The following is a 1,090-nucleotide window of genomic DNA, read 5'->3' as shown; positions in this document are numbered from 1 at the left end:
CAGCGGGGCGGCCAGGAGCGTGCGGCTGCCCCTGGGGCGCTGGCGCAGGCCCGCGCAGGCCGCCGCCTGGGGCTATCTGGTGCTCACATTGGCATTGCCCCTCAGCGCGCTCGTCGGCTCCTCCCTCGTTTCGGGATACGGTCAGGCACTCACCCTCGACACACTCACCTTCGCGCACTATCGCAATGCGCTTTTCGAGCACGGCGCCATCCGCGAGGCCTTCGTCACCAGCCTGGGGCTGACGGTCGCCGCCGTCATCGTGCTGATGCTCGTCTCGGTCGTGCTCGGCTATTATCTCAGCTGGCGGCGCGGCCGGCTGGCGCGGCTGCTGTCGCTTTCCAGCGAACTGACCTACGCCCTGCCGGGCATCGTCATCGGCGTGGCGATGATCCTCTTCTTCCTGCGCCCGCTGCCGCTCATCGACGTCAGCCTCTACGGGACGGTGTGGATCATCCTCATCGCGTACATGTCGAACTTCCTTGTCCTCAGCCTGCGCCCGACGCTCGGCGGCTTCGCCCAGCTCGACCGCAGCTGCGACGAGGCGGCACAGGTGGCCGGTGCCGGCTTTCTCCGCCGCATGGCGAGCATCGTCTTTCCCATGGTGCTGCCGGCGGCGGCGGCCGGGGGCGTCATCGTCTTCATGACCGCGCTCAACGAGATCCAGGCCTCGGTTCTTCTCGTCTCCTCCAAAGCGCGGACCATCGGGCCGATGATCATCTTCCTGGAGGAGGCGGGTTCGTCCACGCTGGCAGCGGCCGTCGGCTGCCTGATGATCCTGGCGGTCCTCTTCCTGATGCTCGCAAGCTCGGTCTTTGCCAAGCGCCTGCCTGCCGGGATCCTGCCATGGCGCGACTGAGCATACTGGGCGGACTGGGCCGCAAGGGACCGGCCGCCTTTCTTCTGGAAATCGAAGGACGGCGTATCCTGATGGACCTCGGCGAAGGGCCCGTGCCCGGCGAGCGGCCGTGCCTCGACAAGCTCGGTGCGGTGGATGCGCTGGTGCTGTCGCACGCCCACATGGACCATTGCGGCGCCCTCGACCTGCATGCACGCATCGGCGCGCCGCCGGTCCATGCCAGCGCCGCCACCT

2 protein-coding genes are annotated in these 1,090 nt (G+C 68.2%); both read left to right on the top strand.

The features are described from left to right. On the top strand, positions 1-856 hold an 856-nt coding region (locus tag ACFP9U_RS25175), incomplete at its 5' end, for an ABC transporter permease (RefSeq protein ID WP_378625630.1). Further along, positions 844-1,090: MBL fold metallo-hydrolase (locus ACFP9U_RS25170; RefSeq protein WP_378625628.1), on the top strand; the 247-nt coding region annotated here is incomplete at its 3' end. The genes ACFP9U_RS25175 and ACFP9U_RS25170, both read left to right, overlap by 13 nt.

The sequence above is a fragment of the Nitratireductor sp. GCM10026969 genome (genome assembly GCF_042660605.1).
Lineage (GTDB): Bacteria > Pseudomonadota > Alphaproteobacteria > Rhizobiales > Rhizobiaceae > Chelativorans.
Note: the sequence above shows the minus strand (reverse complement) of the source record. Positions and strands in the feature narration are given on the sequence as shown.